Genomic DNA, 22,880 nt, shown 5'->3' with positions numbered 1-22,880 from the left:
TCTCAGTGCGCCAGCGATTTGATCGCCGGATAAAGTGCGCGGTAGCGCGTATACGCCTCCTCATAAGCGCCGCTCAACGACGCCACCGGCTCGATCGTGCCGGCCGTCACCGGCGGCGTGCAAACCGCAATCGGATCCGCGCCCGTTGCCGCGATCAGGCCGAGGCGGGCGGCGCCGAAGGCCGCGCCGAAATCGCCGTCGGCCGGCAGATCGACCGGAACGCCGAGGGCGGTCGCGATCGACGCCAGCCAGTAACGCGAGCGCGAACCGCCGCCGATTGCCGTGACGCGGGATATGCCGGTGCCGGCCGAACGCAGCGCTTCGAGATTGTCGCGGATGGCGAAGGCGACACCTTCGAGCACCGCCTGGGTAAGAACGACACGGCTGCTTTCATGTTCAAGGCCGATGAAGGCGCCGCGGATGACGGCATCATTGTGCGGCGTGCGCTCGCCGGAGAGATAGGGCAGGAAAGTGACACCGGTGGGCGCCTTCAGCGTCTCGCCGAGTTCGCCGGTGAGATCGGCGGCCGACTTGCCGGTCACGCCGGAATGCCAGTTGAGCGCATCGGTGGCCGACAGGATGACGCCCATCTGGTGCCAGGTGTTCGGCAACGCGTGGCAGAAGGCATGCACGGCGCTTTCCGGCTTCGGCAAATAGGAAGCGTTGGCGGCAAAAAGCACGCCCGAGGTGCCGAGCGAGACGAAGGCAGCACCATCGCTGACCGTGCCCATGCCGCAGGCCGAGGCCGCATTGTCGCCGGCACCGCCGGCAACGACGACATCACCTGCTATGCCCCATTGCGCCGCCAGTTCGGACCGCAGCTTGCCGGCCTGTTCGGTGCCTTCGACGAGCGCCGGCATCTGCTCCTCGGACAGATTGGTGGCGGCGAGCAGTTCGGAGGACCAGGCGCGTTTGCCGGTGTCGAGCCAGGAGGTACCGGCCGAATCCGACATTTCCGAGATATATTCGCCGGTCAGCCAGAGACGCAGATAGTCCTTCGGCAGGAGCACCTTGGCGATCTTGGCGAAGACATCGGGCTCATGCTTCTCGACCCAGGCGAGCTTCGGCGCCGTGAAACCGGGAAAGACGATGTTGCCGGTGAGTGCGCGAAAGCGCGGATCGGCATCGAGTGCAGCGGCCTCGACGTAGCTGCGTGTGTCGTTCCAGAGGATGCAGGGGCGCAGCACCTTGTCGGTGGCGTCGATAAGCGTTGCGCCATGCATCTGGCCGGAAAGGCCGATGCCCTTGACCGCGGCAAGCTCCTTCGGATGTTTTGCCTTGAGGCCGGCAACGGCCTCCTCCGTGGCGCGCACCCAGTGGGCCGGCTCCTGCTCCGACCAGCCGGAATGTGGACGCGAGACGTCGAGCGCACCATTGGCCGAGCCGACGATCTTCTGATCACCGTCGATCAGCATCGCCTTGACGCCGGAGGTTCCGAGATCCAGACCCAGATACATGTGGTGTTTCTCCCTTTGCCGTTACGGCAGATTGTCTTTCAGGAATATGTCGAGGCGGATGCGCTCCTGCGCTTCGATGACGGCAAGCCCGTCCGCCTTGGCTTTCAGCACGCGGATGGCGCTGCGCACCTCATGGCCGGCATCCTGGTTGAGGATCGCATCGATCGTATTGCCGATGAGTGCTGCGCGCGTATGAGCGGTCAGTTCGTGGGCAATTACGGTCAGCACGCGGTCGACGGCCTTCTCCTTCAGCGCCCGGATCAAGCCGCGATTGCCGGCGCCGAGGCTGTAAACGCCAACGATCCCGGCATTCCTCGAAAGCGCGTCGGCGACGAGCATATGGGCGACCTCCGGGTCGTCGCGGCCTTCGAGAACCGGCAGGATCGCCAGATCGGGAAACTCCTCGGCCATGACTGCGCTAAAACCCTCCAGCCGCTCGCGATGGTCGCGCACCAGCATGGAGCCGGCGAGCACGGCGATTTCGCCCTTTCGCGGCCCAAGGAATCGCCCGAGCAGGCGGGCGGCGGTCCGGCCGGCGGCGATATTGTCGACACCGGCATAGTGATGGCGTAGCGACCCCGTGAGATCGGAAACCAGGGTGACGATGGGAAAGCGCTCGCGCACCAGCCTGTCGACGGCGGCGCGCACGTCAGGCGCATCGGTCGCAACCAGCGCGATGCCGCAAGGCTTTTCGCGGGCAAGCCCTTCGAGCACGGAGACGAGGGCGGCCGGATCGAAAGCCGGCACCTCTATGGTGCGGATATCGGTGCGCTCGGCCGACGAACGGAGGACTGCCTGGCGGATCTCGGCATTGAGCCCGTGCATGAAGGAATTGTCGCTGGCCGGGAGGATGAAGACCAGCGGATAGGTGCGCCCCTTGGCGAGATTGGCGGCGGCGACATCTCTGACATAACCGAGCTCGCGGATCGCGGTCTCGACCTTTTCCCGCGTGACGTGGCGCACACCGGGACGCTGGTTGAGAACCCGGTCAACGGTCGCCAAACTGACACCGGCCGCAGCGGCTATATCGTGAACGGTTGGCCTCATCATTTCCTCCTGACGAGACCATTAGCGCCAATTTTGATGTACGTAAATCAAAAAATCGACCGGGCGGGTTTCCGCATCGTTTTCCCGGCATGTTCGCTTCGGACCGATCCGGTGGCGATGAACGACCTGATGACATAGCGGCCTGGAAACGGCAAACAAAAAGGCCCTCCGAAGAGGGCCTTTTCAAGGGGCGGCAGGCCGGAGGTCAGTGGCCGCCACCGCCTCCCCCGCCTTGCGGCGCGGGTTTCTTGATCATGGCGACACCGAGGATCATCGCCAGGAAAAGCACGGTCAGGATCAGGAACACGTCACTGAAGGAAAGAATGATCGCCTGCTTGGTGGCAAGGCCGACCATCTGCTTAATCGCAACCGAGGCGCCATCCATGCCGTAACTGTTGAAATTGGCGGCCATGTTGTTCATCTGGTCGATCGCCGCCGGATTGCCCCAGTCCATATTCTCCCGCAGCCGCTCGTAGTGCACGTCCTGCCGGTTGGTCAGCACGGTATTGATGACGGCAAGGCCGACGGCGCCGCCGAGGTTTCTGGTCAGGTTGAACAGGCCGGACGCACCGCGAATGCGCGAGGGCGGCATCGTGCCGAGCGCGATATTGTTGATCGGCACCATGCACATCATCAGCCCGAAGCCGCGCAGGATCTGCGGGATGAAAAGCTCGTAGAAATCCCAATCCGCCGTCAGATGCATCATGATGAAGGTGCCGGCGGCGAAGCTGACGAAGCCGATCACCATCATCAGGCGCAGGTCCATCTTGGTCGACAGCCGTCCGGCGATGGGCGCGGTGAGGAACATCGCCAGCCCGGAGACGAACATCGTCTCGCCGATCATCAGTGAATCATAGCCGCGGATGCGCCCGAGATAGACCGGATAGATATAGGTGAGACCATAGAGGCCGATGCCCATGACAAAGGAAAACACCGACCCGAAGGAGAAATTTCGGTTCGCAAACGCCTTGAGGTCGACGACGGGGAAATCCACCGTGAAGGCGCGATAGAAGAAGACGATCGCTGCAGCGCCGGAAGCGACGGCCGCTATGGTGATGTAGCTGTCGTTGAACCAGTCGTTGGAATTGCCCTCTTCGAGCACATATTCAAGGCCGCCGAGGAAGACGCCCATCGAGATCAGCCCCCACCAGTCGAACTTCTTGAAGAGCGACAGTTCCGGCTTGTCGAAATCGATGAAGTTCCAGGTGACGATCGTGACGATGATGCCAGGCACGATGTTGACGAGGAACAGCCAGTGCCAGGAAAAGGCATGGCTGAGATAACCGCCGACGGTCGGGCCGATGGTCGGCGCCAGCGTCGCAATCAAGCCGATGATCGGCGAGACGATGCTGCGCTTCGACGGCGGGAAGATGGTGAAGGCGGCCGCGAAGACCGACGGGATCATGCCGCCGCCGATGAAGCCCTGGATGACCCGGTAGACGATCATTTGGTCGATATTCGTCGCCGTCGCCGCCAGCGCACTCGCCATGGTGAAGCCGGCGGCCGAGATCGCGAAGAGATAACGCGTCGAGATGATCCGCGCCAGCGTACCGGACAGCGGGATCATGATCACTTCGGCGATCAGATAGGACGTCTGCACCCAGCCGATCTCGTCGCTGCCGGCCGAAAGGCCGGCCTGGATCTCCGCAAGCGAGGCCGAGACGATCTGGATGTCGAGGATCGACATGAACATGCCGAGCACCATCGCAAAGAAGGCGATGAGCTTCTTCGGATCCATGCGCTCGTCGGCATGCGCGGGTGCCGCCGGCATCGTTCCCGCCGTTGCTGTCGCGCTCCCGGCCATCAGATCACCTCTGCCTTTCTAGAGCAGTTCCGTTTTTCTTCGAATCACGGAATTGCTCTATCTCTTTGTTTTCACGCAATTCCGGGCGCAAAACCGCTGCACACTTTTGCTGGAATTGCTCTGAAGGCTTACTTGCTCGGCGCCGTACGTGTGTCGACGTCGACGACGACGCTCAGGCCGGCGCGCAGACGGCCGCTGTCCAGCGCATCCTGCGGCAGCGCGATGCGCACCGGCACGCGCTGGATCACCTTGGTGAAGTTGCCGGTGGCGTTTTCCGGCGGCAGCAGCGAAAAGACCGAGCCGGAAGCCGGCGAGATCGATTCGACGGTGCCGACGATCGGATGATCGCTATAGGCGTCGACCTGGACGTTGACCTTCGAGCCCGGCACCAGATGCTGGATCTGCGTTTCCTTGAAATTGGCGTCGATATAGAGCTGGCGCACCGGAACCAGCGCCATCAGGCGCTGACCGGGAGAGACGAGGTCGCCTTCCTGGACGGAGCGGTTGCCGACAATGCCGTCATAAGGCGCCTTGAGTACGGTGAAGGAAAGGTCGCGGGCCGCCTTGTCGCGCGAGATTTCCAGCGAACGCACCGAGCCTTCGGCTTCCTTGCGCTGGGCCTGGAGGATGGTGATATTGGCCTGTGCGGCGGTGATGTTGGCGTCGCCGCCGGCAAGATTGGCCTTGGCCTGGTCGAGGGCGATATTGGCGTTGTCGAGATCGGCAGCGGTACCGACCGACTTCGCCTGAAGGTCGCTCTGGCGCTTCTGGGTGATCTCGGCACCGCGAACGGCCGCTTCGAGTGCCACCTTCTGCGCCTGCGCCTGCACGAGGCTAGCATTCGCCCCTTCGATCTGCGCGTCGATACGCTGCAGCGAAAGCTGTTCGGTGACGATCTGGGCCTGGGCCAAGTCGAGGGCGTTCTGATAGTCGCCATTATCAAGCGTGGCAAGCACGTCGCCCGCTTTGACTTCCTGGTTGGCGACAACGTTCACCTTCGCGACGTAGCCCGTGACCTTCGGCGAAATCGTTGCGATATCGCCTTCGATATAGGCGTCGTCGGTCGACACCATGAAGCGGCCGTTCGTCCACCATTCGTAACCATACCAGCCGCCACCGGCGAGCAGGGCGAGCACGACGATCGGCAGCACCGGGCTGCGGCGCTTCTTCGCAGCCGCGGGTGCGGCGACCGAAGCCGGTGCCGACTGCGCGGGCGCGGAAGGGACTTCGCGGGCTTCCGCCGTCGGAGCTTCTGCAACAGCCGCGACCTCGGCCTTGACCTCTTCGGTCTTGGCGTTTTCGCTGACGATCCGCGCGACGTTGCTCTTCTGATTGCTCGACATGGCCACTTTACCGATCTGGAGTGATAATCGAACTGAACGGTTCGGTTCAGTTGACTTAAACCTGTTTTATCGTCATATCAAGACGTATAGAACCAAGCGGTTCGATTTCTTTTAAGGAACATGCGAAACCGTCAACACAGTTAAGAGGACATGACGCTGAAACCCGACCACGCCGCCGCCGTCTTCAGCCCTCCCGCAGCGGGAGGCCGATTTGCAGCAGGCGAAGATCCGGCCAAGCGCCAGCAGATTCTCGCCGGTGCCAAGCGCGTCTTCATGAAGATGGGTTTCGACGCCGCCAGCATGAATGACGTGACGCGCGAGGCCGGAGTCTCCAAGGGAACGCTCTACGTCTATTTTACCAACAAGGAAGAACTGTTTTCGGCGATGATCGAGGCCGAGCGCGCCGCCTTCGTGGCGGCCGTGCGCACGGCGCTCGCCGAACATGACGATCCCGAAGCCGGTCTGTACGAGTTCGGGATAAGCTTCGTCACCCATATGACCGATGAAAAGGTCATCAGCGCGATGCGCACCGTTCTCGGCGTTCGCGACCGCATGCCGGTGCTCTGTCAACGCTTCTTCAAGGGTCCGGTAAACCTGCGCACCATCATGCGCGATTTCCTGGAGCGGCACATCGCCGAAGGCAGGCTGGAAATCGACGACATCGATCTGGCCGCCGGCCAATTTCTCGATCTCGCCAGCGGTAGTTTCTTCAAGCTCCGCCTCTTCGGAAGCATGGAAGAGCCGCCGCCGCGTGACGAAATCGAGCGCGTCATCCGCGGCGCGATCCGGGTCTTCATGGCCGCCTACGGCGCACGCCGGCACGAGACCGTCCGACCGCATCCTTGACCGCCACGTTCCATCGGCCAAAATTCCGCAATAGCGATCAAATCCGGTTGCCGGCTTTTCTTTAAGGAAGAAGCCGCAACCACTGCAAAGTGTTACAGCGTCCTTTGCGCCTCTCAAAAAGAGGCGCGGCGCTGTAGGAGAGTGAGAATGAGCGCCGTCGGACGGGCGATCTGGTTCATAGAGAGCCATTTCGAAAGCGATATATCGCTGGAAGAGATATCGGAAGCAGCCGGATTGTCGCGCTACCATCTGTCGCGCGTCTTCGGGTTCGTCACCGGTCACTCGATCAGCGGCTATATAAGAGGGCGCCGCCTCAGCCGCGCCGTGCCGGCGTTGGTCGGCGGTTCATCCACCATTCTCGAGGTTGCGCTTTGCGCCGGCTACGGCTCGCACGAAGCCTTCACCCGTGCCTTCCGCGACCAGTTCGGCATGACGCCGGATGCGGTGCGCAGACAGGGGCACGCCCGTAACCTTGTCTTGCTGGAGCCGATCAGAATGGACCCCGCCCACCTCGACGACCTCGAACCGCCCCGCTTCGAAACTCTTCAACCGATGCTGTTTGCCGGCTTGCGGGAGATCTACCCCTATGGCGGCAATGCCGGCATTCCCTCTCTCTGGCAGAAATTCAATGCCCATTTCGGTCATATCTCCGGCCAGAAAGGCAACGTCGCCTACGGCATCTGTACCCATATCGATGGTGAAGCAGAGAAATTCCGCTATATGGCCGCGGTCGAAATTTCCGATGCCGGCGATCTGCCGGCGGATTTTGCAACGCTCAAGCTTCCGGGCCAGCGTTACGTCGTCTTTACCCATCGCGGCCATGTCTCCGGCATTCCAGCAACGATGAACCGGATATTTGGCGCATGGTGGCCAACCTCAGGCCTGGAGCACGGCGAGACACCCGACATGTTCGAACGCTACGACGAGCGCTTCGACCCCTATACCGGCATGGGCATCACCGAAATCTGGTTGCCGATCAGAGCATGATGCCGAAAAGTGCGAGCGGTTTTCGGACGACATCATGCTCTAACTCTTTAATTTAGAACAGGATTCAAATTTAAGGCCGACCCGGCCTTAAATCATCCTGTTCTAGGGAATAAAAGTCACATCGGTTTCGTATACCCCCTTGCGGCGCTTGCCTGAGAGGCCGGCAACATTACATTGCGAGCGTCAATACCCACGTGACGCAAAAGGGATATATGCTGATGCAGGAAATCATGACGCTCATTCAGGATCCGGCCGCCTGGGTGGCGCTCATCACGCTGGTGGTGATGGAAGTCGTGCTCGGGATCGACAACCTGATCTTCATTTCCATTCTCACCAACAAACTGCCGCCCGAGCACCGGGAGAAGGCCCGCAAGATCGGTATCGGTCTTGCGCTCGTCATGCGCCTCGTCCTGCTCGGCACCATCGCCTGGATCGTGCAACTGACCGAACCGCTGTTTGAAGCCTTCGGCCACGGCTTCTCCTGGAAGGATCTGATCCTGATTGCCGGCGGTCTGTTCCTCGTCTGGAAGGCCACTAAGGAAATCCACCACAGCGTCGATCCGGAAGATCACGGCGAGGACTTCATCGCAAGTTCGGCCACGACAGGCTTTGCATCGGCCATCGGCCAGATCCTGCTGCTCGATCTCGTCTTCTCCGTCGACAGCATCATCACCGCCGTCGGCATGACGCCGCATCTGCCGATCATGGTAGTCGCCGTCGTCGCCGCCGTCACCGTCATGCTGGTCGCCGCGACGCCCCTCGCCAACTTCATCGAGCGGAATCCGACGATCGTCATGCTTGCGCTCGCCTTCCTGCTGATGATCGGTACGACACTGATCGCCGATGGCATGGGCTTCCACGTGCCGAAGGGCTACGTCTACGCCGCCATGGCCTTCTCGGCGCTGGTCGAGGTGCTGAACATGTTCGCGCGCAACGCCCGCAAGCGGAAACGAGGCGGCGCTCATTGAGGCTGGGGTTGAGAGGGCGCGTCGCAACGGCGCGTCCTCCCTCATCGCCATCAAGCCCTTGCAGGCGTGGTTTTTCTTGACGCGCCCGGTTGAATATGGCCTAAGGCCAGCCGAACGGACGATCGGCGGATAGTGCGGGCGCATGCCCTTTTCCGGCCGGTTGGCCGATGAAGCTATCTGCATCCTTCCGGCCGAACGTCGCTTTCCCATGAAAGCCGTCCGGCATTCATTGACGGGCACACACAATGACAGTTTCCGGGACAGCCACCGGCGTCCGCGTCCGCATCGCTCCCTCGCCGACCGGCGAGCCGCATGTCGGCACCGCTTACATCGCTCTCTTCAACTACCTTTTCGCCAAGAAGCACGGCGGCGAGTTCATCCTGCGCATCGAAGATACCGATGCGACGCGCTCGACCCCGGAATTCGAGACGAAGGTGTTGGACGCACTGAAATGGTGCGGGCTGGAATGGAAGGAAGGCCCTGATATCGGCGGCCCCTACGGCCCCTATCGCCAGTCCGACCGCAAGGACATGTACCAGCCTTACGGACAGGAATTGCTGGACAAGGGCCATGCCTTCCGCTGTTTCTGCACGCCCGCGCGGCTGGAGCAGATGCGCGAAGCCCAGCGCGCCGCCGGCAAGCCGCCGAAATATGATGGTCTCTGCCTGAATCTTGCGGCCGAGGAGGTTACCTCGCGCATGGCCGCCGGCGAGACCACCGTCATCCGCATGAAGATCCCGACCGAAGGCTCATGCGACTTCACCGACGGCGTTTATGGCGATGTGTCGATCCCATGGGATTCCGTCGACATGCAGGTGCTCGTCAAGGCCGATGGCATGCCGACCTATCACATGGCCAACGTCATCGACGACCATCTGATGAAGATCACCCATGTGGCGCGCGGCGAGGAATGGCTGGCTTCGGTGCCGAAGCACATCCTGCTTTATCGCTATTTCGGCTGGGATCAGCCGGTCTTCATGCATCTGTCGCTGATGCGCAACGCCGACAAGTCGAAGCTGTCGAAGCGCAAGAACCCGACCTCGATCTCCTATTACTCCGCGCTCGGCTATATCCCGGAAGCGCTGATGAACTTTCTCGGCCTGTTCTTCATCCAGATCGCCGAGGGCGAAGAGCTCCTGACGATGGACGAGCTCTCCGAGAAGTTCGACCCGGCAAACCTCTCCAAGGCAGGTGCGATCTTCGACATTCAAAAGCTCGACTGGTTGAACGGCCGCTGGATCCGCGAGAAGCTGTCCGAAGAAGAATTCCAGGCACGTGTGCTGACCTGGGCGATGGAAAACGACCGCTTGAAGGAAGGGCTGCGCCTGTCGCAGACGCGCATTTCCAAGCTCGGCGAACTGCCCGACCTTGCCGGCTTCCTGCTGAAGTCCGATCTTGGCTTGCAGCCTTCCGACTTCGCCAAGATCAAGTCGCCGCCGGAAGAGATCCTGGAGATCCTCAACACCGTTCAGCCGGATCTCGAAAAGATCCTGGAATGGAATGTCGAGACGATCGAGGCCGAGCTGCGCGCGATCGCCGACCGCATGGGCAAGAAGCTGAAGGTCGTGGTCTCGCCGCTCTTCGTCGCCGTGTCCGGCTCGTCGCGCTCGCTGCCGCTCTTCGATTCCATGGCGATCCTCGGCCGCTCGGTCGTACGCCAGCGCCTGAAGCTCGCCTCGCAGGCCGTCGCCGCCCTCGTCGGCTCGAAGTAAGAAAAGTCAGAGGATTTCGACAGTGGCTGACAACAAGACCGAAAACACCCTTTCCTCCGACGCGACGGAAGTGCGCGCCCAGAAGCTGAAGCTGCTGCGTGAGCAGATCGGCGAGGTCTATCCGGCGCATTTCCACCGCACGATGACCAATGCCGAACTCATCGCGAAATATGAGAACCTGGAACCTGACGTCGAGACGCAGGATGTCGTCACCGTCGCCGGCCGCGTCTACTCGTCGCGCAACTCCGGCATGTTCATGGACATCCACGATGCCGGCGGCAAGATCCAGATTTTCAGTCACAAGGACACGACCCCGGAAGAAGCCCGCGCGCTGCTGCCGATGATCGACATCGGCGACATCATCGGCGTCACCGGCATCGTGCGCCGCACCAAGCGTGGCGAGCTGACGATCAACGCACAGACCATCACCATCCTGACGAAGTCGCTGCTGCCGATGCCGGAGAAGTGGCACGGTCTCTCCGATATCGAACTGCGCTACCGCAAGCGCCATCTCGACATTATGACCAACGAGGATTCGAAGCTGCGCTTCCAGCAGCGCTCGAAGATCCTCTCCGGCATCCGCCGCTTCATGGAAAATGACGGCTTCATGGAAGTCGAGACGCCGATGCTGCATTCGGTCTATGGCGGCGCCACCGCCGAGCCGTTCAAGACGCATCACAACACGCTGAAGCTCGACATGTACCTGCGCATCGCGCCGGAACTGTTCTTGAAGCGCACGCTGGTCTCGGGGCTGACCGACAAGGTCTTCGAGATCAACCGCAACTTCCGTAACGAAGGCGTTTCCACTCGGCACAATCCCGAATTCACCATGATGGAGTGTTACTGGGCCTATGCCGACTACGAGGACATCATGGACCTCGTCGAGCGGCTGTTCGAAAGCTTGGCGCTTTCCATTCACGGTACGACGGAATTCCCCTTCGGCGACAAGACCATGTCCTTTAAGGGTCCGTTCAAGCGCGTACCGATGCCCGACGCCGTCAAGGAAGTGACCGGAATCGATTTCCGCGCCATCAAGACCGATGAAGAGGCCCGCGCCGCCGCCAAGGCTGCCGGCTTCGCAGTCGAGAAGGATTGGACCTGGGGCGAATGCCTCGCTTTCATCTTCGAGGAGAAGGTTGAATCCACACTGATCCAGCCGTCGCATGTCACGCATTTCCCGAAGGACATTTCGCCCTTCGCCAAGGAGGTGCCGGGCGAGCCGCGCCTCGTCGAGCGCTTCGAGACCTATTGCAACGCCTGGGAACTCGGCAACGCCTTCTCGGAACTCAACGATCCCGAAGAGCAGCGCCGCCGCATGGTCGAGCAGCTCGAACAAGCGCATGCCCGCGGTGAAAAGGAAAAGCAGCTGGACGAGGAATTCCTCGACGCGATCGACCAGGGCATGCCGCCGGCAGGTGGCCTCGGCATCGGCGTCGACCGTCTCATCATGCTTCTGACCAATGCGCCGTCGATCCGCGACGTCATCCTCTTCCCGGCCCGCCGCAGCAAGGCCGACTGACAGGAAGAAGCGTGAAAAACAAGCGGAGTGCGACTGCACAATTCTTTAAATCGGGATCGATTTCAGGATAAATTATGCAGCAACTCAAAGTGCGACAGCGTCCCATGCGCGTCTGAAAGACGCGCAGCGCTGTCGTCGGCGCTCCGCTTTTTTCATGCTGTTCGTTCAATGGGCTTTGGATGGCGCAGCTTCTGCCGGCGGCTCTTCGGCCGGCGCCTCCGCTACCACCTCGGCACCGTGGCCCTCGGCAGCAGGCGCGGCTTCGCTTTCGGCCGCCGGCGCTGCACCATGCCCGCTACCCGCAGCCTTCTTGCCCTTTTCCTCGTTCTTGGTCGAGGCAACCGCGACCGGGTCGACGCAATCCTCGGGATCCTTGAAAGCGGCGCTGATCATGGCGATCTCGTCGGACGGCATCTCTATTCGCTCGCCGAAGAATAGCCCGTTTTCGCTGGCCTTTCCGTCGTAGTAGCGCGCTGTATAGGGCTTGTCGTCGAGGCCCGGAACGGTCTTGTCGGGATGCGGGATATAGACGACATCGGCGCCGATCGCCCGGCCGCGAATATCGGCGCGCATCGTCGGTCCGTTTTCGTCGAGCACCACCACCTGCACCAGATCCGGCTTCTGCGCGTCATAAACCGCCTGAGCGACACGAAGCGCGGTCTTGACCCGCGTCATCCCGTCGGTCGGTTCGGTCTTGATGTATTTGCGCACCCAGACGCGATCCTGCTTGCGGATCGTCACCAGGTTGACGTCACTGCATTCGAGCCCGTAGCCACCACCAGTTGCATCGATCAGCCTGTCCTTGCCGACATAGACAGCCGCACCGCCGGACACGCCCGCCAGAAGAGCGACTCCGCCAATGATGATTGCCAATTTCCGGGAAGGCCGGAATATGCGCAGTAAGGCCTTCACGCCAACTGCTCCGCCATCTGAAACTCCAACGCAGGACAAGTGCTGAGAACGCTAAGGAAATGACGTTTCCGAAAGTTTAAGTGGGCATGCTAAGCCCGCTCCATTTTAGGAAAATACCAAAAAAGGTCCGCTTTTTCCGACCGCTTGCCACGGCCCGCTCCGCCATGCTCTAAAACCCCATGGCCTTCACGCTTCGCCAGGTTCAATATTTTGTCGCCGTCGCCGAACAGGGTTCGGTGACGCGAGCCGCACAGAACCTTTCGATCTCGCAATCCTCGGTGACGGAAGCGCTGAAGGAGCTCGAAACCGACCTCGGCGTCGAACTCTTCGAGCGCCATCCGCGCGGCCTGACGATCACCCATAACGGCCACCAGTTCCTGCGTCACGCGACGAAGATCCTGGCCTCCGTCTCCGATGCACGGACCAGCTTTTCCGGCCAGCAAAGCGCCCTCTCCGGCACGCTGAACATCGGCGTCACCTCGCTTGTCGCCGGCTACGTGCTCTCCGACCTCCTGGCGCGATACCGGCGCGCCTGTCCGGGCATCGAGGTCAGCGCCATCGAGGACAATGGTGGTTACCTCGAACATCTCCTGGTTGGCGGCGAATTGGATGTCGCCGTCATGGTGATATCCAACCTGCGCGACCGCATGGCGCTGCAGGCGGAGATCTTGGAAACCTCGCCCTATCGACTATGGCTGCCGATGGGCCATCCGCTGGTGTCGGCCGACATCATCTCGGTCGCCGACATCGCCCGCGAACCGCTGATCATGCTGACGGTCGACGAAATCGAGGAGAATACCGGCAAGCTGCTCTCGGCACTCGGCGCCCGCCCGCATGTCGCCTTCCGCACCCGCTCGGTGGAGGCGGTGCGCAGCCTGGTTGCAACAGGCGCCGGCGTGGCCCTGCTTCCCGATCTCGTCTACCGACCATGGTCGCTCGAAGGTGACCGCATCGAGAGCCGTGACGTCTCAGGATCGCTGCCGGTCGTCCAGGTCGGCATGGTCTGGCGCAAGGGCTCCAGCCTGCCGCAGGCGGCGCGCGATTTCGTCGGTATCGCCGAGAGCTTAAGATCCGGCCGCATCCGCTGATATCGGAATTTCCGATATCGTCTTTCTGATAAATGAATTTGCGAAAGCGGCTTTTTCGCGTCACCTTTTCGTCCGGGAACAAACCGCCACAGAAGTGGCAAACCGGGAGACGGATGATGACGAATCTGTTGAAATCCTGCACGGCAGCGCTCGCCTGCCTGAGCTTCGCGACGCAGGGAATCGCCGCCGAACCGCTGACGGCCTTAGGCAAAGGCGAAGGTGCGGTCAGCATCGTCGCCTGGGCCGGTTATATCGAACGCGGCGAAACCGACAAGAACTACGACTGGGTCACCGATTTCGAAAAGGAAAGCGGCTGCAAGGTTTCCGTCAAGACCGCCGCCACCTCGGATGAAATGGTGTCGCTGATGAACGAGGGCGGCTTCGATCTTGTCACGGCATCGGGCGACGCCTCGCTCCGTCTCATCGCCGGCAAGCGTGTCCAGCCGATCAACACCGATCTGATCCCGAGCTTCAAGACCGTCGACGAGCGTCTGCAGAACGGACCGTGGTATACGGTCGGCGGCGTGCATTACGGCGTGCCCTATCTCTGGGGGCCGAACGTGCTGATGTACAATACCGATGCCTTCAAGGACAAGGCGCCGACCAGCTGGAACGTCGTCTTCGAGGAGCAGACGCTGCCCGACGGCAAGTCGAACAAGGGCCGCGTCCAGGCCTATGACGGCGCGATCTACATCGCCGATGCCGCCATGTATCTGATGGCCCACAAGCCGGATCTCGGCATCAAGGATCCCTACGAATTGACCGAGGACCAGTACAAGGCTGCCCTCGACCTGTTGCGCGGCCAGCGCAAGCTCGTCTCCCGCTACTGGCACGATGCGATGATCCAGATCGACGACTTCAAAAACGAAGGCGTCGTCGCCTCCGGCTCCTGGCCCTTTCAGGTGAACCTGCTGCAGGCCGACAAGCAGAAGATCGCCTCCACTTTCCCGGATGAAGGCGTCACCGGCTGGGCCGACACCACCATGCTGCACGCTGACAGCGAACATCCGAACTGCGCCTATATGTGGATGGAGCATTCGCTGAAGGCCAAGGTTCAGGGCGACGCCGCCGCCTGGTTCGGCGCCGTGCCCTCCGTTCCCGCCGCCTGCAAGGGCAATGAGCTGATGGGCGATAGCGGCTGCGCCAACAACGGCTTCGATCACTTCGACAAGATCAAGTTCTGGAAGACCCCGGTCGCCAAATGCACGACGCAGAGCGAATGCGTGCCCTATCATCGCTGGGTGTCGGATTATATCGGCGTGATCGGCGGAAGGTAATCGCGTTACAGCCCCTCACCCTAACCCTCTCCCCGCCTGCGGGGAGAGGGGACTTGCCCCGCGACGAGTTGGTGAGCAAAAGCAGCGCCGCATGTCCCCTTCTCCCCGCGCGCGGGGAGAAGGTGCCCGGCAGGGCGGATGAGGGGCTGACACGGCAGAACATAGTTATTCTGGAGCCCCCAATGACCCCCGCCGTCCGTTTCCAGCAGGTATCGCGCCATTTCGGCCAGGTTCGCGCCGTCGACGGCGTCGATCTCGAGATCGCGCCCGGCGAATTCTTCGCCATGCTCGGGCCGTCCGGCTCCGGCAAGACGACATGCCTGCGATTGATCGCCGGCTTCGAACAGCCGACCGCGGGCCATATCCAGATCTTCGGCGAGACGGCCGACGGCGTTCCGCCCTATCGCCGCAACGTCAACACCGTGTTCCAGGACTACGCGCTCTTTCCGCATCTGAATATCCTCGACAATGTTGCCTATGGGCTGATGGTCAAGGGCGTCGGCAAGGTGGAGCGGATGAAGGCGGCAGGCGATGCCCTCGAGCTCGTCAAGCTGCCGGGCTACGGCGCCCGCCGCCCCGGCCAGCTGTCCGGCGGCCAGCGGCAGCGCGTGGCGCTCGCCCGCGCGCTCGTCAACAAACCGAAAGTGCTGCTGCTCGACGAGCCGCTTGGCGCGCTTGACCTGAAGCTGCGCGAGCAAATGCAGGAAGAATTGAAGAGCCTGCAGCGCGCGCTCGGCATCACCTTCGTCTTCGTCACCCACGATCAGGGCGAGGCGCTGTCCATGGCCGACCGCGTCGCCGTTTTCAACGATGGCAATATCGTCCAGCAAGGCACGCCGCAGGATATCTACCGCTGCCCGAAGACCCGCTTCGTCGCCGATTTCGTCGGCTCGTCGAACGTCATCGCGCCTGATCTGATGGCTTCGCTCGGCGGCGAGAAACGCTGGGCAAGCCTGCGCCCCGAAGCGATCCGGCTGGCAAGCGATGGCGTCGAGGCGAAAGTTGAAAATGCAAGCTTCCTCGGCGCCGCCACCCGTCTCAGCGTCGACCTCAAGGGCAGCCGGCTGCATGTCATGCTGCCGGCGGGCGCGCCGGTGCCGGATGTCGGCGCCGGTATCCGCCTCGCCTGGCAGCCGGCGGATATCCACTACATGGATGATGCGGCATGACGACGCTCACCATCACAGGCGGCAAGACATCGATCCTTCCGGGCCGCAGCGGTTTCTTCGGTCAGCTATCGGATGCCTTCTGGCGACACCCGAAGCTGCTGCTTTTCCTGATGCTGACGCCGCCGCTGCTCTGGCTCGGCATTATCTATATCGGCTCGCTGATCGCCCTGCTTCTGCAAAGCTTCTTCTCGATCGACGATTTTTCCGGGCTGGTGAATACCGAATTCACCCTCTCGACCTACGCCCAGCTTCTCAGCCCGGCGAATTTCGACATCATCATCCGCACCGTCGTCATGTCGGCGCTGGTCACTATCGCTGCAGCTTTCATCGCCTTTCCGATCGCTTACTACGCAGCGCGTTATGCGCAAGGCAAATGGAAGGCGCTCTTCTATCTCGGCGTCATGCTGCCGCTCTGGTCGAGCTATCTCGTCAAGATCTACGCCTGGAAGCTGATCCTCGCCAAGGAGGGCATCCTCACCTGGATCTTCGAGAAGCTCCATCTCTCCTGGCTGCTCGATGCCATCCTGAACCTGCCCGTCATCGGCGGCAACTCACTGTCGGTCAGCTACCTCGGCACCTTCATCGTCTTCGTCTATATCTGGCTGCCCTATATGATCCTGCCGACGCAGGCGGCCCTCGAACGGGTGCCCGGCAACCTGATCGAGGCCTCGGCGGATCTCGGCGCCACACCGCGCCAGACCTTCCGCACCGTGCTCCTGCCCTTGGCGCTCCCCGGCATCGTCGCTGGTTCGATCTTCACCTTCTCGCTGACATTGGGTGATTACATCATCCCGCAGATCATCGGCTCATCCAGGCTCTTCATAGGCCAGGCCGTCTATGCCCAGCAGGGAACGGCCGGCAATGTGCCGCTCGCCGCCGCCTTCTCCGTCGTGCCGATCGTCATCATGGCGCTTTATCTGTCGCTCGCTAGAAAATTGGGAGCTTTCGATGCGCTCTGACCTCAAGAGATCGCCACTGCCCCTGAAGATCGCCGCAGCCGCCGGACTGCTCTTCCTGCATCTGCCGATCCTGCTGATCTTCGTCTATGCCTTCACGACAGAGGAGAAGAGCTATCAATGGCCGCCGCCCGGGCTGACCCTGCAGTGGTTTACCGTCGCGTGGAACCGGCCGGACGTCTGGTCGGCGCTCAGCCTTTCCGTGCAGGTCGCCGTTATCGCCACGGCGATCGCGCTGGTCCTCGGCACGCTCTGTGCGGCAGCCGTCAGCCAGACGAAGTTCTTCGGCCGCGAGGCGATCTCGCTGCTGGTCATCCTGCCGATCGCCCTTCCCGGCATCATCACCGGCATTGCGCTCCGCTCCGCCTTCAGCCTGTTCGACATTCCGTTTTCGGTCTGGACGATCGTGCTCGGCCACGCCACGTTCTGCGTGGTCGTCGTCTACAACAATGCGGTCGCCCGCTTCCGCCGCACCTCCGGCTCGCTGATCGAGGCTTCGATGGATCTCGGCGCCGACGGTTTCCAGACCTTCCGTCATGTCATCCTGCCGAATATCGGTACCGCCCTTCTTGCCGGCGGCATGCTTGCCTTCGCGCTGTCCTTCGACGAGGTCATCGTCACCACCTTCACTGGTGGCCAACAATCGACCTTGCCGATCTGGATGCTCGAAGAACTCATCCGCCCGCGCCAGCGCCCGGTCACCAATGTGGTCGCCATGGTCGTGGTGCTCGTCACCTTCCTGCCAATCCTGGCAGCGTATTACCTCACCCGCGACGGCGACCAGATCGCCGGCACCGGCAAATAAAGGGAGAACATCATGGATATCCAAATGCTAATCGGTTCCCGCTTCGAAAAAGGCACGGAGACGGAAGAGCACATCTTGAACCCGAAGACGGGCGAGACGGTGATCGACCTTGCCGAAGCCTCCCTCACCCAGGTCGACGCCGCCGTCGATGCCGCCGAAAAAGCTTTCACAAGCTGGTCGCAGACGACGCCGGGCGAACGTTCCGGCTACCTATTGAAGATCGCCGATGCGATCGAGAAGGACGCCACAGGCTTCGCCACATTGGAGGCTTTGAACTGCGGCAAGCCTATCAATGCCGTGCTGAACGACGAGATCCCGGCGATCGTCGATTGTTATCGCTTCTTCGCCGGCGCCGTGCGCAACCTGCACGCACCGGCGGCGGGCGAATATCTGCCCGGCCACACCTCGATGATCCGCCGCGATCCGATCGGCATCGTCGGCTCGATCGCACCGTGGAACTATCCGCTGATGATGATGGCCTGGAAGCTGGCGCCGGCGATCGCCGGCGGCAATACCGTCGTCTTCAAGCCTTCGGAGCAGACGCCGCTGACGTCGCTGAAGATGGCGAAGCTGCTCTCCGAAATCCTTCCCGAAGGCGTCGTCAACGTCATCCTCGGCCGTGGTGAAAGTGTCGGCAACGCCCTGATCAACAATGCCAAGGTCGGGATGGTCTCGATCACCGGCGATATCGCCACCGGCAAGAAGGTGCTACAGGCCGCTGCCAAGACGGTCAAGCGCACCCACTTGGAACTCGGCGGCAAGGCCCCGGTCATCGTGTTCGACGATGCCGATATTGATGCGGTCGTCGCAGGCATCCGCACCTTCGGCTATTACAATGCCGGCCAGGACTGCACGGCCGCCTGCCGCATCTATGCCGATGCCAGGGTCTACGACAATTTCGTCGCCGATCTCTCCTCGGCCGTCTCGAGCATCCGCTTCAACCAGGCCGACGATACCGAAAACGAGATCGGGCCGCTGATCTCCAAGCGCCAGCGCGACCGCGTCGAAAGCTTCGTCGCCCGCGCTTCCGAACACAAGCACATGGAGATCACTGCCGGCGGCAAGGTTTCCGGCGACAAGGGCTTCTTCTTCACGCCGACTGTCATCGCGGGCGCTTTGCAAGATGACGAGATCGTCCGCCGCGAGGTCTTCGGCCCGGTCGTCTCGGTCACCCGCTTTACCGATGCCGACGAAGCCGTTGCCTGGGCAAACGATAGCGACTACGGCCTGGCCTCCTCCGTCTGGACCAAAGATATCGGCCGCGGCATGAAGACAGCCGCCCGCCTGCAATATGGCTGCACCTGGATCAACACACATTTCATGCTGGTCAACGAGATGCCGCATGGCGGCCTCAAACAGTCGGGTTATGGCAAGGACATGTCGGTCTACGCGCTGGAGGACTATACCGCCGTACGCCACGTGATGATCAATCACGGCTGATAGACGAAAAGGCAGATATTCCGTGGGTATAAGGCGCGCGGATAGCAACCAGGCGACTGTTGTTGAAACGGAACATTCAGCTGATAAATATCGCCTGCTATTGTCTTATTTTATTGTTGCGGCAATACGGGCACTCCATAGTCGACCTCCGGCTCGAAAGCCGGGTCGGCAGTAGCTTCGGTTAAGGCAGTCTTTGTTCATGGCGACGCGCATCGATATCTCCGAGCTCGAAAAGGCCATGGACGGATTGCTGGAATCCGCCCTCGTCCCGGAAAGATGGGCCGGCACGCTGGAAGCGATCTCTCGGGCGACTGGCTCTGCAGGCGCCCACATCATGCCGGCGGTCGGCAAGTTTTCTCCAGGTTTCCTGACAACACCCAACCTGCTTGAAACCTTCGACGTCTATTTCGCCGAAGGTTGGCACAAGCGGGATTTCCGCGAGCGCGGGCTTCCGATCGCGCTTGCCAAGGGTGTCATCATCGAGCACGATATCGCCTCGGAAGAAGAGTTCCGGCGCCAGGAATTCTACACCGAATTCCTCGCCCGCTTTGGTCTGCGTTATTCCGCGATGATCGGCTTTACCTCGGGCGATACGCTGCTCAGCCTCAACCTGCAGCGCCGCGTCGACGATCATCCCTTCGACCGGGAGGAGGAGCGGATCCTGCTTGCCATGCGATCGAAACTGACTGCCTCGGCCGAGATCATCCGCTCGCTGCAAACCGCAAAGATCGAAGGCATGAGCGAGGCCTTCGAGCTCAGCGGCACCGCCTCGGTCTTCTTCGACCGCACCGGCCGCGTCAGCCATCTGAACAATCGCGCCGAACGATTGCTCGACGGCGATATCCGCATCGTCGATCGCGAACTCGTTTCCGGCAGCCAGGAGGAGACTGGCTTGCTGCGGCGGCATCTGAAGGCGGTTCTCGGCGGCGACACCTTCCTCAGTCCTGCCGTGTCGACGCCGGTGCTCTTCTCACGCCCCGGCAAGGCACCGCTCGTCATTCGTGCCCAGCTCCTGCGAGGCCTGCCGGCGGATCTCTTCGCCCATTCTCACGCCGTTGCAATCGTTACCGACCTTTCCGAACGCGCAAGAGCGGACGGCGATCTTCTCCGTCGGCTCTTCGCCCTGACGCCGCAGGAGGCGACCGTCGCACGCCTGCTGATGGAAGGCTCCTCCCCTCGCCAGATCGCCGAGATCTGTGGCCTGACCTACGAAACGGCGCGCGGCTACGTCAAGAAAGTGCTCTCCAAGACCGGAACGCAGCGCCAGTCGCAGCTGATCTCGCTTCTCTTCGGCCTGAAGATCTAAAGCATGTCGCGTAAAAGTGCGCAGCGGTTTTGCCTCCGGAATTCCGCAAAAACAGAAAGATAAAGCGAAGCGGACCTCAAGCCGTGTGGCCGTAAAGCGCCAGCAATTGCCCGCCGCCGCTCCAGACCATGTCGAGCGCGACATAGACGATGACCACAAGGCCGATCCAGCCGATCCACCTGAAGCGGTGGAGCAGTTTGGCGACGAAATTCGACGCGACGGCGATCGCCTTGCCGCGCAGCTCGCTGACAAGGCCGGCAGCAGCCAAGCCGATGACGTTGTCTCCCGACAGCAGGAGATTGATCATGATGACTTCGAAATAAGCGGAGATTGTATGCTGGTCCAGAAAAGCTCGCATGATGGCGGAGCTTTCATCGATGGGGCAAATCGATAGTCCCTTGAAACGGATCGTACGGGCTTTGAAATGACCCGCCTTTCTCCAAGAGTACGCCATCCCATCGCAACCGAACTGGAACAATTTCCCGGTTGCCGCGTCTTTCCCAGGCAACCGCAAAGGATGACGTCATGCTGAAATGGGCCCTGATATTTTTCGTAATTTCGATCATCGCCGGCTTCTTCGGTTTCTCGGGCGTCTCCGCCGCCACCGCGACGATCGCCCGCGTTCTCTTCGGCATTGCGCTGGTAATCTTCCTGATCTTCCTCGTCCTCGCACTGATGGCCGGCCAGGCGATCTTGTGAGCGGTTGTTGGGGGGCGCTCAGCAAAGCCGCCGATAACAGACTGTTTGGCGACAATATCGTCGTTGCCGTGGTCGCTCCGCTACCGCAGCGGCATCATTCTAGCTTGCGGTCAGTTCACGCCCCTGGCCGCGCAGGCTGCCTCTTCATCCGAAGACCTTCCGATTTCGGGGGCATTCACGACAATACCGCCCTGAGCCAGGGATGCATTCTGTTTGTTCGCTTTCTCAGCAGCTTGTCGATCGATATCGATCCCGCACCCGAAGCCGCCAGGACGAACATGCCGCCGGCAATCGCCAGGTCCTTCTCGAAATGCAGCAGTTCGTTCTGGCTTGCAAAATTCGTGTGAAAGAGCAAGGCGGTCGCCAGGCAGAAGAGTGCCAGTGCCAATGCGCCAAGCCGGGTGAAGAAACCTGCCGCGACGGAAAGGCCGGCGCCGATCTGTAGGGCGATGGTGGCAAGTGCCATCGGCGCCGACAGCCCCAGTTTTGCGAAAATGTCGATGGTCGCCGGGATATCTACCGCGAGCGTCCAAGCTTCGTGCAGGAAGATCAGCGACAGCAGAAGCCTGCCGAGGAGAAGAACGAGATCGGCCAGTCGGGGCCGGCTAGAGGCGCTTACCATCATACCCTCCGTTTGAAGAGCAGGCGGTTCGGCCCGCTCATGCAATCAGCTCCTCAGATCCTCGCAGCTCCGCGAGCACCGCATATTATAGCAGGCTCGCCCCGACATTGATCGCAAGCGCCAGGATCGTCGTATTGAACAGGAACGACAGCACGGCATGCAACAGCGTCAGCTTGCGCATGCTGGTCGAACTGACCGCGACATCCGCCGTCTGTGCGGCAACACCGATGGTGAAGGAGAAATAGAGGAAATCCCAGTAGCCGGGCTCTTCGATCCCGTCGGGAAACTTCAGCCCGCCCTCCTCGTCCGCCCCGCCATAGAAATAATGGGCATAGTGGATGGTGAAGAGCGTATGCAGGAAGATCCAGGAGATCAGGATCGTCAGAACCGCAACACCTGCCCGCGCCAGCGCGACGTCAGGTGCGGCCTCCTTGATCGAATGAAGCTCGAGGCCGATACCGGCAATGCTGGCAAGTGCGGCACCGATCGACAGAGCCAGCAGGACGGTGTCGGAGAAGTCGAGATCCGCCGAGCGTTTCCGGATGCTTTCAACCGTCGCCCGCAGCATTTTGCGCCAACTGAGCGCGACAAAAACGCCGGCGCTGACATTCCAGCCGAACAAGATATTGCCGGCGCTGACTTCGCGGGAGGTGAGAGCCAAGAAGACTACCAGTCCGGCAACAACGGCGATGATGAAGCTCGCATGCTTGTAGGCAAATGCCGCAAGCGAATTTGCCCGTTCCTCACCCGCCATATCGGTCTCCGACAGCATATGCCCTTGATAACAGCATGAAAAAGGCGCGCCTGCCAGCCGGCAGCCGCGCCTTTAGAGCCTTTCCGGGTTAGATTGCAGCATTCTGCCGGAGCAGGTTTTCGTCAGGGCAAAGGCGATTGGCGAAGGGCATACCACAAGGTACGTCCGA

Annotated in this window: 21 protein-coding genes; 13 read left to right on the top strand and 8 right to left on the bottom strand. The window is 61.3% G+C overall.

Annotated elements, in window-relative coordinates; genetic code table 11:
- Positions 1–2 precede the first annotated feature (2 nt).
- From xylB to G9X68_RS29800, 4 genes are all read right to left on the bottom strand, one after another.
- The gene (xylB, locus tag G9X68_RS29815) at positions 3–1,457 is read right to left on the bottom strand and encodes a xylulokinase (protein WP_171605459.1); all 1,455 of its coding nucleotides are present in this window, start codon (positions 1,455–1,457) and stop codon (positions 3–5) included.
- A 21-nt stretch (positions 1,458–1,478) separates the two neighbouring features.
- On the bottom strand, positions 1,479–2,504 hold the full coding sequence (locus G9X68_RS29810) for a LacI family DNA-binding transcriptional regulator (protein WP_171605458.1): 1,026 nt from the start codon (positions 2,502–2,504) through the stop codon (positions 1,479–1,481).
- Between the two features lie 205 nt (positions 2,505–2,709).
- Positions 2,710–4,308 (bottom strand): DHA2 family efflux MFS transporter permease subunit, encoded by a 1,599-nt coding sequence (locus G9X68_RS29805; RefSeq protein ID WP_171605457.1) that lies wholly within the window; start codon positions 4,306–4,308, stop codon positions 2,710–2,712.
- A gap of 128 nt (positions 4,309–4,436) precedes the next feature.
- Entirely contained in the window at positions 4,437–5,651 is a 1,215-nt protein-coding gene (locus G9X68_RS29800; protein ID WP_171605456.1) for an HlyD family secretion protein, read from the bottom strand.
- A gap of 150 nt (positions 5,652–5,801) precedes the next feature.
- On the opposite strand from G9X68_RS29800, the gene G9X68_RS29795 reads away from it, so the two are divergent.
- The 5 genes from G9X68_RS29795 (at position 5,802) to lysS (ending at position 11,683) form a co-directional block, all read left to right on the top strand.
- Entirely contained in the window at positions 5,802–6,497 is a 696-nt protein-coding gene (locus G9X68_RS29795; RefSeq protein WP_171605455.1) for a TetR/AcrR family transcriptional regulator, read from the top strand.
- 147 nt (positions 6,498–6,644) lie between these two features.
- Positions 6,645–7,484 (top strand): AraC family transcriptional regulator, encoded by an 840-nt coding sequence (locus G9X68_RS29790; protein WP_171605454.1) that lies wholly within the window; start codon positions 6,645–6,647, stop codon positions 7,482–7,484.
- A 212-nt stretch (positions 7,485–7,696) separates the two neighbouring features.
- Complete coding sequence (locus tag G9X68_RS29785; protein ID WP_171605453.1) at positions 7,697–8,452, top strand: TerC family protein; 756 nt, start codon at positions 7,697–7,699, stop codon at positions 8,450–8,452.
- A gap of 245 nt (positions 8,453–8,697) precedes the next feature.
- Entirely contained in the window at positions 8,698–10,164 is a 1,467-nt protein-coding gene (gene gltX, locus G9X68_RS29780) for a glutamate--tRNA ligase (RefSeq protein ID WP_171605452.1), read from the top strand.
- Between the two features lie 22 nt (positions 10,165–10,186).
- A complete protein-coding gene (lysS, locus tag G9X68_RS29775; RefSeq protein WP_171605451.1) occupies positions 10,187–11,683 on the top strand; it encodes a lysine--tRNA ligase in 1,497 nt (498 codons plus the stop codon).
- A gap of 165 nt (positions 11,684–11,848) precedes the next feature.
- On the opposite strand, the gene G9X68_RS29770 is transcribed toward lysS, so the two are convergent.
- Positions 11,849–12,595: a hypothetical protein gene (locus tag G9X68_RS29770; protein ID WP_171605450.1), complete on the bottom strand. Its 747-nt coding sequence runs from the start codon at positions 12,593–12,595 to the stop codon at positions 11,849–11,851.
- Between the two features lie 179 nt (positions 12,596–12,774).
- On the opposite strand from G9X68_RS29770, the gene G9X68_RS29765 reads away from it, so the two are divergent.
- The 7 genes from G9X68_RS29765 (at position 12,775) to G9X68_RS29735 (ending at position 20,636) form a co-directional block, all read left to right on the top strand.
- Positions 12,775–13,683, top strand: coding sequence for a LysR family transcriptional regulator (locus G9X68_RS29765; RefSeq protein WP_003566676.1), 909 nt, complete (start codon positions 12,775–12,777; stop codon positions 13,681–13,683).
- 116 nt (positions 13,684–13,799) lie between these two features.
- Positions 13,800–14,960, top strand: a complete 1,161-nt coding sequence (locus G9X68_RS29760) for an ABC transporter substrate-binding protein (protein WP_171605449.1) — start codon at positions 13,800–13,802, stop codon at positions 14,958–14,960.
- A 182-nt stretch (positions 14,961–15,142) separates the two neighbouring features.
- On the top strand, positions 15,143–16,129 hold the full coding sequence (locus tag G9X68_RS29755; protein WP_171605448.1) for an ABC transporter ATP-binding protein: 987 nt from the start codon (positions 15,143–15,145) through the stop codon (positions 16,127–16,129).
- Positions 16,126–17,088, top strand: a complete 963-nt coding sequence (locus G9X68_RS29750; protein WP_171605447.1) for an ABC transporter permease — start codon at positions 16,126–16,128, stop codon at positions 17,086–17,088. Before G9X68_RS29755 ends, G9X68_RS29750 begins: the two co-directional genes overlap by 4 nt.
- Positions 17,078–17,890, top strand: coding sequence for an ABC transporter permease (locus G9X68_RS29745; RefSeq protein ID WP_171605446.1), 813 nt, complete (start codon positions 17,078–17,080; stop codon positions 17,888–17,890). Before G9X68_RS29750 ends, G9X68_RS29745 begins: the two co-directional genes overlap by 11 nt.
- A gap of 12 nt (positions 17,891–17,902) precedes the next feature.
- Positions 17,903–19,330, top strand: a complete 1,428-nt coding sequence (locus G9X68_RS29740; protein WP_171605445.1) for a gamma-aminobutyraldehyde dehydrogenase — start codon at positions 17,903–17,905, stop codon at positions 19,328–19,330.
- A gap of 199 nt (positions 19,331–19,529) precedes the next feature.
- Positions 19,530–20,636 carry a helix-turn-helix transcriptional regulator gene (locus G9X68_RS29735; protein ID WP_171605444.1) on the top strand — a complete coding sequence of 369 codons (1,107 nt, stop codon included), beginning with the start codon at positions 19,530–19,532 and terminating at the stop codon, positions 20,634–20,636.
- Between the two features lie 76 nt (positions 20,637–20,712).
- Here G9X68_RS29735 and G9X68_RS29730 read toward each other — a convergent pair whose 3' ends face one another.
- A complete protein-coding gene (locus G9X68_RS29730) occupies positions 20,713–20,994 on the bottom strand; it encodes a TerC family protein (protein ID WP_171605443.1) in 282 nt (93 codons plus the stop codon).
- 167 nt (positions 20,995–21,161) lie between these two features.
- Between G9X68_RS29730 and G9X68_RS29725 the strand changes: the two genes are divergently transcribed.
- Positions 21,162–21,335: a DUF1328 domain-containing protein gene (locus G9X68_RS29725; protein WP_003552965.1), complete on the top strand. Its 174-nt coding sequence runs from the start codon at positions 21,162–21,164 to the stop codon at positions 21,333–21,335.
- Between the two features lie 175 nt (positions 21,336–21,510).
- On the opposite strand, the gene G9X68_RS29720 is transcribed toward G9X68_RS29725, so the two are convergent.
- A complete protein-coding gene (locus G9X68_RS29720) occupies positions 21,511–21,960 on the bottom strand; it encodes a DoxX family protein (RefSeq protein ID WP_171605442.1) in 450 nt (149 codons plus the stop codon).
- An 82-nt stretch (positions 21,961–22,042) separates the two neighbouring features.
- Positions 22,043–22,711 (bottom strand): DUF1345 domain-containing protein, encoded by a 669-nt coding sequence (locus G9X68_RS29715; RefSeq protein WP_171605441.1) that lies wholly within the window; start codon positions 22,709–22,711, stop codon positions 22,043–22,045.
- Positions 22,712–22,880: the final 169 nt, after the last annotated feature.

The organism is Rhizobium changzhiense (assembly GCF_013087625.1).
GTDB lineage: Bacteria > Pseudomonadota > Alphaproteobacteria > Rhizobiales > Rhizobiaceae > Rhizobium > Rhizobium sophorae.
Note: the sequence above shows the minus strand (reverse complement) of the source record. Positions and strands in the feature narration are given on the sequence as shown.

Coding starts and splice junctions, on each gene's coding strand:
- xylB (WP_171605459.1), bottom strand. CDS start 1,457: ATGTATCTGGGTCTGGATCTCGGAACCTCCGGCGTCAAGGCGATGCTG.
- G9X68_RS29810 (WP_171605458.1), bottom strand. CDS start 2,504: ATGAGGCCAACCGTTCACGATATAGCCGCTGCGGCCGGTGTCAGTTTG.
- G9X68_RS29805 (WP_171605457.1), bottom strand. CDS start 4,308: ATGGCCGGGAGCGCGACAGCAACGGCGGGAACGATGCCGGCGGCACCC.
- G9X68_RS29800 (WP_171605456.1), bottom strand. CDS start 5,651: ATGTCGAGCAATCAGAAGAGCAACGTCGCGCGGATCGTCAGCGAAAAC.
- G9X68_RS29795 (WP_171605455.1), top strand. CDS start 5,802: ATGACGCTGAAACCCGACCACGCCGCCGCCGTCTTCAGCCCTCCCGCA.
- G9X68_RS29790 (WP_171605454.1), top strand. CDS start 6,645: ATGAGCGCCGTCGGACGGGCGATCTGGTTCATAGAGAGCCATTTCGAA.
- G9X68_RS29785 (WP_171605453.1), top strand. CDS start 7,697: ATGCTGATGCAGGAAATCATGACGCTCATTCAGGATCCGGCCGCCTGG.
- gltX (WP_171605452.1), top strand. CDS start 8,698: ATGACAGTTTCCGGGACAGCCACCGGCGTCCGCGTCCGCATCGCTCCC.
- G9X68_RS29765 (WP_003566676.1), top strand. CDS start 12,775: ATGGCCTTCACGCTTCGCCAGGTTCAATATTTTGTCGCCGTCGCCGAA.
- G9X68_RS29760 (WP_171605449.1), top strand. CDS start 13,800: ATGACGAATCTGTTGAAATCCTGCACGGCAGCGCTCGCCTGCCTGAGC.
- G9X68_RS29755 (WP_171605448.1), top strand. CDS start 15,143: ATGACCCCCGCCGTCCGTTTCCAGCAGGTATCGCGCCATTTCGGCCAG.
- G9X68_RS29750 (WP_171605447.1), top strand. CDS start 16,126: ATGACGACGCTCACCATCACAGGCGGCAAGACATCGATCCTTCCGGGC.
- G9X68_RS29745 (WP_171605446.1), top strand. CDS start 17,078: ATGCGCTCTGACCTCAAGAGATCGCCACTGCCCCTGAAGATCGCCGCA.
- G9X68_RS29740 (WP_171605445.1), top strand. CDS start 17,903: ATGGATATCCAAATGCTAATCGGTTCCCGCTTCGAAAAAGGCACGGAG.
- G9X68_RS29735 (WP_171605444.1), top strand. CDS start 19,530: ATGGCGACGCGCATCGATATCTCCGAGCTCGAAAAGGCCATGGACGGA.
- G9X68_RS29730 (WP_171605443.1), bottom strand. CDS start 20,994: ATGCGAGCTTTTCTGGACCAGCATACAATCTCCGCTTATTTCGAAGTC.
- G9X68_RS29725 (WP_003552965.1), top strand. CDS start 21,162: ATGCTGAAATGGGCCCTGATATTTTTCGTAATTTCGATCATCGCCGGC.
- G9X68_RS29720 (WP_171605442.1), bottom strand. CDS start 21,960: ATGATGGTAAGCGCCTCTAGCCGGCCCCGACTGGCCGATCTCGTTCTT.
- G9X68_RS29715 (WP_171605441.1), bottom strand. CDS start 22,711: ATGGCGGGTGAGGAACGGGCAAATTCGCTTGCGGCATTTGCCTACAAG.